At 53.8% G+C, this 7,583-nt stretch carries 7 protein-coding genes and 1 pseudogene; 5 read left to right on the top strand and 3 right to left on the bottom strand.

What is annotated here, in order from left to right:
* Positions 1-23: 23 nt before the first annotated feature.
* Positions 24-305 carry a transposase gene (locus tag BLQ24_RS09645; protein WP_090164719.1) on the bottom strand — a complete coding sequence of 94 codons (282 nt, stop codon included), beginning with the start codon at positions 303-305 and terminating at the stop codon, positions 24-26.
* A gap of 764 nt (positions 306-1,069) precedes the next feature.
* Between BLQ24_RS09645 and BLQ24_RS09650 the strand changes: the two genes are divergently transcribed.
* The 5 genes from BLQ24_RS09650 (at position 1,070) to BLQ24_RS09670 (ending at position 5,843) form a co-directional block, all read left to right on the top strand.
* Positions 1,070-1,783, top strand: a complete 714-nt coding sequence (locus BLQ24_RS09650; RefSeq protein ID WP_090164725.1) for a prepilin-type N-terminal cleavage/methylation domain-containing protein — start codon at positions 1,070-1,072, stop codon at positions 1,781-1,783.
* A 63-nt stretch (positions 1,784-1,846) separates the two neighbouring features.
* Positions 1,847-2,470, top strand: a complete 624-nt coding sequence (locus BLQ24_RS09655) for a carbonic anhydrase (RefSeq protein ID WP_176755921.1) — start codon at positions 1,847-1,849, stop codon at positions 2,468-2,470.
* The gene (locus BLQ24_RS10400; RefSeq protein WP_163440090.1) at positions 2,436-3,941 is read left to right on the top strand and encodes a response regulator transcription factor; all 1,506 of its coding nucleotides are present in this window, start codon (positions 2,436-2,438) and stop codon (positions 3,939-3,941) included. The genes BLQ24_RS09655 and BLQ24_RS10400 overlap by 35 nt, the downstream gene beginning before the upstream one ends.
* 170 nt (positions 3,942-4,111) lie before the next feature.
* Complete coding sequence (locus tag BLQ24_RS09665) at positions 4,112-5,122, top strand: lactonase family protein (protein WP_090164722.1); 1,011 nt, start codon at positions 4,112-4,114, stop codon at positions 5,120-5,122.
* Positions 5,123-5,168: 46 nt separating this feature from the next.
* A complete protein-coding gene (locus BLQ24_RS09670; RefSeq protein ID WP_090164723.1) occupies positions 5,169-5,843 on the top strand; it encodes a TIGR00266 family protein in 675 nt (224 codons plus the stop codon).
* Positions 5,844-5,996: 153 nt separating this feature from the next.
* Here BLQ24_RS09670 and BLQ24_RS10540 read toward each other — a convergent pair whose 3' ends face one another.
* Both BLQ24_RS10540 and BLQ24_RS10235 read right to left on the bottom strand, forming a co-directional pair.
* Positions 5,997-6,956: a rubredoxin gene (locus tag BLQ24_RS10540; protein ID WP_090164724.1), complete on the bottom strand. Its 960-nt coding sequence runs from the start codon at positions 6,954-6,956 to the stop codon at positions 5,997-5,999.
* A gap of 409 nt (positions 6,957-7,365) precedes the next feature.
* Positions 7,366-7,583: pseudogene (locus BLQ24_RS10235) on the bottom strand (IS110 family RNA-guided transposase); the annotation flags it as partial.

Raw genomic sequence — 7,583 nt, forward strand, 5'->3', positions numbered from 1 at the left:
TTTATCAATAAACTTGTATCGAGCTATTTGCTCTCCTTCGCAAAGAACGCTGCCGCTTTTTTTAGGAAATCATTCTCTTTCCTGAGTTCCTCAATTTCCTTCTGAAGCTTACCGAGCTTTTCCATATTGGCCAATGCCTGAGCCCGTTCTTTATTGTTCGCCGCTGCCTGGCAATATTGTCTGACCCAGCGGCTGATGGTGGAAGCTGGATACCCGAATTCGTCACTTAGACTTTTGAACGTTCGTCCTTCCTGGACGTGAAGCTGAACGATCTTTTCCCTTAATTCAGGATCGATATCATACATTAGGTGCTCCTTTCGATGTTACTGATATTACGGTGATTATATCAAAATGAACGACCTAATTACAATTTTACTGTATCACGCCAAACACACCCGTCAGGGTGCGAAAACGAAAAAAGATCCCGATTAATCTATGCGAGCCCGCCACGCAGGTGCGGAACGGAATGAAATTGGCTTTTCCGCACCTGCCGGACTCGGAACAATGTACACTTCACCGGGTATCTATCCAATCGGTCAGAGGTTATCCAATCCACATCTCCGGCGAACAGATCAATCCCTCCAATCGCATGCATTCAATTAATTTTTTTCGTATATTCATGCACTCACAGAGAAATGTCTCTGTCAATGCATCTCACTGCTGGTTCTGCCAAGTGCGAAAACGGGATTTTTTCATAAACCGCACCCACGCGCTTTCTGTCTGCCTTCCCGTTTGGCCGAGGCCGGGAAAACATGGTGCGGAATTTGAAAAAAATAGGATTCCGCACCCGACCGGCCGACCTCTGCGCTTTACTGACCGCCAACCGACCGCACAGCTGGTAATTATAGAAGGTCAACTCCCGGGGGGCAGCCCCCGGGAGTTCCCATTTCTATCCAAATGAAGGGAAGATCCCTCGGATCTTCCCCTCGATTCTATCATCACTTCGGATGCTGCCGGCCGAAGCCGGCAGCTACATTTATCTTGGCGACAGGATTTTCGGTCGACGGATACGAACAGACATCGCCGGCCCGGATATGATATACTGTTAGAATAAGAGAGGATGAACACCATGCCGAACGATTACAATACGACGAACGCCAGCATTATACCGAACGCCGATGCTGCGGCGAACGCTTACAATACACCGAACGACAGTGCCATACCGAACGATCACAACGCAACGACCGCTGATATTGCGGCGAACGCCTGCATTGCGCCGAACGCCGATGCTGCGGCGAACGCCTGCATTGCGCCGAACGCCAACGCTGCGCCCGCCCGCACCTGCGGCTTCACCCTGGCGGAACTTTTGGTCGTCGTCGCCATCATTGCCGTTCTGGTGATGGTGTCAATCCCGATTTTTACAGCCCAGCTGGAGAAGAGCCGGGAAGCGGTGGATCTCAGCAATCTACGCTCCGCATACGGAGCCGGGAAGTATCAGCTGATGGAAGAGGATGAGAAGGAAACGGGAAGCAGTCCGGAAACCTATATATATGATCCGGGTTCCGGGAAGCTTCTGACCGTCGCGGAGGCGGGAAAGAGCGGCAGCGCCTCTCTGTTTTGCGGGAAAGGAACCGCCCGGATCGGAAGCTCTCATCATACCCAGTCCATTCGCTGGGACGGAGAAACGATCAGCCGTTATTCCGCTGCGAACAAGAAGCTGCTGGTCAGCGGCTCCGGCGGGATGCTGTATGACCCGGCCATGGACGTAAGTGAACGCTGTGCGATTATGGTAACGATTCATCAGCCCACGAAGACGGTGGTCGCATATTTCCAGAAGTGGTAAAACCCGGCGCCCTGCCGGATGCCGCACCGTGAGGCGGCAGAAGAAAAGAAGAAAGGAGATCCCATGTCCCCAGTGAAGAATGTCAGTCCCCGGGAGGCTCTTCGGCGGCTGAAAGAAGGGAATCAGCAATATCTCCGGGCGGAGCGGCCGTCCGGGGACATCTCTCCGAAGGTACGCAAAGAAACCGCTGCGCACGGTCAGAAACCATTTGCTGTGGTGATCGCCTGTTCGGACTCCCGGGTTATTCCAGAGGATATCTTTTCCTGCGGCATCGGAGATCTGTTCGTGATCCGGACTGCGGGAAATACGATCGACCGGCCGCAGCTGGCCAGCATCGAGTACGCCCTTCATCACCTGGGGACCCGGCTCATTCTCGTTCTGGGACACACCCGCTGCGGTGCGGTGGGTGCGGCCCTTCAGCCGGAGGAGGGGGGCATTTTTGTACCCTACCTTCTGGAGGAAATCAGAAGAGGAATCGGCGGAGAAACCGATGAACGGGCGGCTTCCATCCGAAACATCCAGTGCAGCGTCCGCCGTATTGAAGCGGATCTGAAGATACCAAAGCGGGGCGGAGAAAATTCTCCGGAGGCAGCCGGTGCGCTCTATGATGTGGACACCGGCGCGGTGATCTTCTTTTCCGATGACCGCTCCAATGCCACAGAAAGTGAGACCGACGATGCGCTATAACATTTCTTACGACATCTGTGCGACGGCCATCACGCTGATCGCACTCTATTCCATTACTTTTCGCCGGGATCTCAGAAGGCCGTCGAACCGGATTATGCTGGCGGTTCTTGTGATGCATTTTCTTTCCTGTGTTTTCGATATCTGGAGCACCTTTCACAACTCCTATACGGATGCAGGGCCGCTCTGGCTCCGGGATTTTACAAATTACGCTTTCCTCTTCATCCACACCAGTGAGGCGTTCGCATTTCTCTGTTTCCTTTTGTCCCAGCTGGGACTGCTGGCCAAGCTGAAGCGCTGGCAGATCCGGGTGATCACGCTGCCCTGGATCCTGCTAATCGTCATGCCTCTGGCGGTGAATCCGTTCCTGCATACCACGTTCTACTATGACCACAGGGCATACTACCGCCACGGCCCGCTTATGATTCTGCTGTACGTGGGCGCACTGCTGTATATGACGCTTAGCATCCTGCTGGTGGCGAAGATGCGGGACCGGCTCACGGTCAGGCAGCGGCATTCTGCTCTGGCGCTGCTGGTGCTGTCGGTGACGCCGATCATCATCCAGAGCCAATTCATGCAGAAACAGCTGATTGAGTTGTTTTTTCAGGCGCTGGGAATCAACGGATATCTTTCGTCAGTAGAAAATATCGACGAGCGGTATCATCCGGAGACCAGAGTGCTGAACCGGCACGCACTGATCCGGGACACGGCGCCGATCTTCATGAATCAGCAGCCTGCGGACATGCTGATTGTAAAGCTCTCCCAGATTGAGTATCTGCGGATTTCCGCCCTGGGCTCCGAAGCTTTCCACGGTCTCCGGCTGACCGTTGCGGACTGGCTCCGGGACATCGGCGCCCACACGAAACTGTATGACTGCGAACGGGGAGTCTTCACCATTCTGATTCCCGGGAAGATCTCCAGCCGGATGCTGCTGGGCCGCCGGAACTTCCGGGCAGAGCTGCCCGCTGCGGACAAGCTGGCCTGCCTGGTGGAGAGCCGGTTCCTGGAGGAGTGGCAGTATCAGGACTACACGGCGCTTTTTCCGACCCAGCTGACGCTGATCCACCTCCCGGATGATGCAGAGTCCATTGACAAAATGTTAGAGATGATCACTCTTCCTTATGTGCATACCGAAACCGGAGTGAAGTATGCGGACGGGAAAGAGCTCCTGCAGCAGTTCCGCCAGACAGACGGCGGACAGGGCGACATCCTGCCCCCGGATCTCCAGGAATCTCTGGACAATTTCCTGAAAGGAATGTCCACCCTCACCCCGGCGGAACGCAACATCACGGAACTGTACATCAACGGCTACGAAGTGTCGGAGATTCCGGAGAAGGCCTTCATCAGCATGAATACCGTAAAAAAACACAACAAGAACATCTACCGGAAACTGGGCATCAGCTCCCGGGACGAACTGATGCTTTACGTGGACTTATTCGAGCGGTGCGGGAAACTGGATGACCTGTACATGTAAATAACAAAGAAAGCGGCCGAGAAAACTGTTTTTTGTCCACCTCTCCTATATTTTCGCATTATTTCGAACAAGTACCCCTGGTGTACTTGTTCGATTTTCTTTTTCCGTGCTATACAGGAAGTACGAAATGTGCCGGATGTGCGGCACAACTGCGGAAGGAGGAAAAAGTTATGAAGAAGATTGGGAGGAAGGTTCTGATCCTCGCACTGGCAGCGGCCGTTCTCGTCGGCATGACTGCCTGCGGCGGCACCGAAAAGAAGAAGGAAGAGAAGAAGCCGGTGAAGAAAACAGAGCAGAAGAAGGATGATGCCATCAAGACCGGAACCCACGAAACACTGGTCGGAACAACCAACCTGAAGTCCGAGCAGATCGTGATCGAACCGGCACTGACGGTGAAGTCCTCTTTCGACCTCGGCATTGCGGCGAAGGGTTCCACAGTTTATACCCTCACCGACGGTAAGGTCCGTCAGTACACCTGGAAGGACAGCAAGATGACCGACGGAAAGGATATTCAGCTGGAAAAGGAGTATAAGACAATCGAACTGACCGGCGACGGCCTGCTCCGGCTCAGCAAATTCATGGGTCCGTACATCGGTCTGAAGAACGGAAAGCCTGCATTTTCTTACGATGACCTGGATTATGTGGCGGTCCACCCGTCCGGTAAGTGGGGCATCAACTATTTCACGGATGGCGCGAAGGTCACGAAGGTCACTTTCAGCGGATCCACCGTCAATCAGAAGGCATTTCCGCTCCGGGGCGTCCATACGATCCGCCGCATAAACATTGACAAAAAGTACATTTACGTCTGCGGAACCGACAAGGACAGCCTGGTCTTCGTCTACATCTACAATTTCCAGGGCAAACTGGTGAAGAAACTGAAAGACAGCGACGGAAGCGGCCTGGGCAGCCCGACCTTCATGGCATCCACGAAGAAGGGGTTCATCGCACTGGACGGAAACATGCGCACCTTCGATATGTGGGACAAGACCGGAAAATGGGCAGGCAGCGCGAAAGCGTCCGACCTCTTCGGTGTCGACTATCCGTGGATTTCCGGCGCAAAGCTGATGCCGGACGGCAGCCTGATGGTCATCATGAGCCAGAAGCGTCCGGAAGACAAGAACAAGAAGTCCGATCAGAAGACCATCGAAGCTCTGGTTTACAAGGTTACCGGATTCCAGTAGGCTTCTGCAGCACAGTCCCCTGCAGCCACAGGAAAGGAGAAAAGACATGAAATATGAAATCAGAGAGGCCCCGTTCTCGGTGCTGGAATGCACCCTGAGCGCCGGCGAATCAATGAAATGCCAGAAGGGCGCCATGGCCTGGATGACCCGGGGCATCAAGATGCAGACCCAGTCCGGCGGCATCGGAAAATTATTCAAGAAAGCGATCGCCAATGAATCCGCCTTCTGGAACAACTACCTGGCGGAAACCGACGGTCAGATTGCCTTCGCCAGTTCCTTCCCGGGAAAGATCGTCCCGGTGGATGTGGGCACCATGCCGATCGTCGCACAGAAATCCGCCTTCCTGGCATCAGAAGCCGGCGTGGACATGGACATCTTCCTGCAGGAGAAGATCAGTGCGGGATTCTTCGGCGGTGAAGGATTCATCATGGAGAGATTCTCCGGAAACGGCCACGTATTCCTGGAAATCGACGGCGGTTTCATCGAAAGACAGCTGAACGCCGGGGAGGAACTGGTAGTGGACAGCGGCTATCTGGCAGCCATGGATATGACCTGCAGCATGCGCATCGAACGGATCAAGGGAATCGGCAATGTGGTTCTGGGGGGAGAAGGCCTCTTCAACACCATTATCACCGGTCCGGGCAGAGTATGGCTGCAGACCATGCCGATCTCCGCCTTCGTGGACAGCATCATTCCGCACATGCCGTTTAAGAGAGAGTAACCCCTCTGTGCTCTGAGAGCACTGCCTATACGAACTGTGGAAATGAACGGATTCGGACCTATCGGCGTCCACTTCCACCCAACCCATTGCGAGCCGCATCGGCACATTAGTGCCGGCGCGGCTCGCCGGGCGTTTGTGAATTGTCTGCAACCCCTATGCCGGGCTGAATTTGTCCTTTCCCTGCTTACATCTCGGACAGTGCCAGTCCGCCGGCAGATCCTCGAACTTCGTTCCGGCCGGAATGCCGTTTTCCGGATCCCCGGCCGCCGGGTCATAGACGAATCCGCACACGGTGCAGACATATTTCCCTGTGGCGGTCTTGACGACAATATCCTTCGGCGGAATGGTCTCCGGCGGATTGTTCAGATCCACCACCCGCTTCGCCTCCAGATTTTCATATCCCAGCGGCGTGTGGGTGGAAACATAAACCGTCGGGTGATTGGCGATGAATTCCCGCACCCGGTCCAGGGACTCTCTGGCCGCCGCCACATCTTCGAATACCACAGAAAGCTTGTTGGCGTACAGCGCCTCGTCCGTATACGTGATATCGCCGTGGATCATGTAGAACAGACCCCCGTCCTCCACAATGACGATGCTGTTGCCGTTGGTGTGGCCCTTCGCCTTGATGAAGTAGATGCCCTCTGCGATCTTCTGAGCCTCCGGGAAGTTATAATACGGACCGTCTTCATACGTCGCCTTCACCACATTCGGGTACGGCTTCATCTCATCGGAATCCGCATCTTCCGGTCCGCAGATGATTGTCGCATTCGGAAAATTCCTCAGCTCACCGGTGTGATCTGCATGCTTGTGGGTCACCAGAATCTTCGTAACCTGCTCCGGCTGATACCCGGCTTCCGCCAGCGCCGAGACATAGTCCGTGATCTTATTCCCCATGAAAATCACCGTTTTCTCGTCCGGCACCTGCTCCGGGAATTCCTTCGGCATCCCGGTATCCACCAGAATCACCTCACTGCCGGTATCGATCACATAATTCTGCAGGCTGGAGCGATACCTCACCGTCGGGTCATACGCCTCCATCCCCTCTTCGCCGCCAAAAGCCATCGTCTGCAGCATATAGCCGTTCCGGAACAATTTCACTGGTTTAATAATCATCTTTTCCTCCTGTTCATCGGGATGAACTATCCCCAGGCGTCCCGGTACATGAACCGGGCCCTCACCACCATTATTCAGTTTCATTAAATCACGATGGGCTCTCTTTTCAACCCGTTTTTTGATGACAAAGGTGAATTTTTTCAGAGTGAAAGTAAAATATATTTGACATACAGTCCCATGTAATATATGATGATCGTACAAAATGTCGCATATATATGACATTTTGTCACATCATCTCAGTGTCACGCTGCCGTGATGTCCCATCATTTCACGGCAGCACCAACGCACAGAAGCCTGCTAAGTAAAAGTCAAGTGTAATTCACAAGAATTTGGAGGGATGAAAATGAGCACAACAAACCAGACTGTCTTCATTCAGGCAGTCTCAGATTGTCCCTATGGATAGATGCAGTCAGGCTTCTGATCTAGCCTGACCCCGTAGACATTCCTTTACCTTGCCGTAGTAAACCCGAAGGAACTTATTGGCACCTGCCGTCATGTAGACAAGGTAGGGTTTACCTTCCGACTTCTTCTTGAAAAGGAACTGGCTGACAGGGTCGCCCTCTCGTGGGCCAAGCTTGAGCATGGCATCCATGATCTGGAACAGCGTTTTTCTGAGTCGTGCAGATC

Source organism: Eubacterium pyruvativorans, from assembly GCF_900102225.1.
GTDB lineage: Bacteria > Bacillota > Clostridia > Peptostreptococcales > Anaerovoracaceae > Aminicella > Aminicella pyruvativorans.

Excerpts from the sequence above, each read along its gene's own strand:
- BLQ24_RS09670 (WP_090164723.1), top strand. The coding sequence starts at position 5,169 with ATGAAATATGAAATCAGAGAGGCCCCGTTCTCGGTGCTGGAATGCACC.
- BLQ24_RS09655 (WP_176755921.1), top strand. The coding sequence starts at position 1,847 with ATGTCCCCAGTGAAGAATGTCAGTCCCCGGGAGGCTCTTCGGCGGCTG.
- BLQ24_RS10540 (WP_090164724.1), bottom strand. The coding sequence starts at position 6,956 with ATGATTATTAAACCAGTGAAATTGTTCCGGAACGGCTATATGCTGCAG.
- BLQ24_RS09645 (WP_090164719.1), bottom strand. The coding sequence starts at position 305 with ATGTATGATATCGATCCTGAATTAAGGGAAAAGATCGTTCAGCTTCAC.
- BLQ24_RS10400 (WP_163440090.1), top strand. The coding sequence starts at position 2,436 with ATGCCACAGAAAGTGAGACCGACGATGCGCTATAACATTTCTTACGAC.
- BLQ24_RS09650 (WP_090164725.1), top strand. The coding sequence starts at position 1,070 with ATGCCGAACGATTACAATACGACGAACGCCAGCATTATACCGAACGCC.
- BLQ24_RS09665 (WP_090164722.1), top strand. The coding sequence starts at position 4,112 with ATGAAGAAGATTGGGAGGAAGGTTCTGATCCTCGCACTGGCAGCGGCC.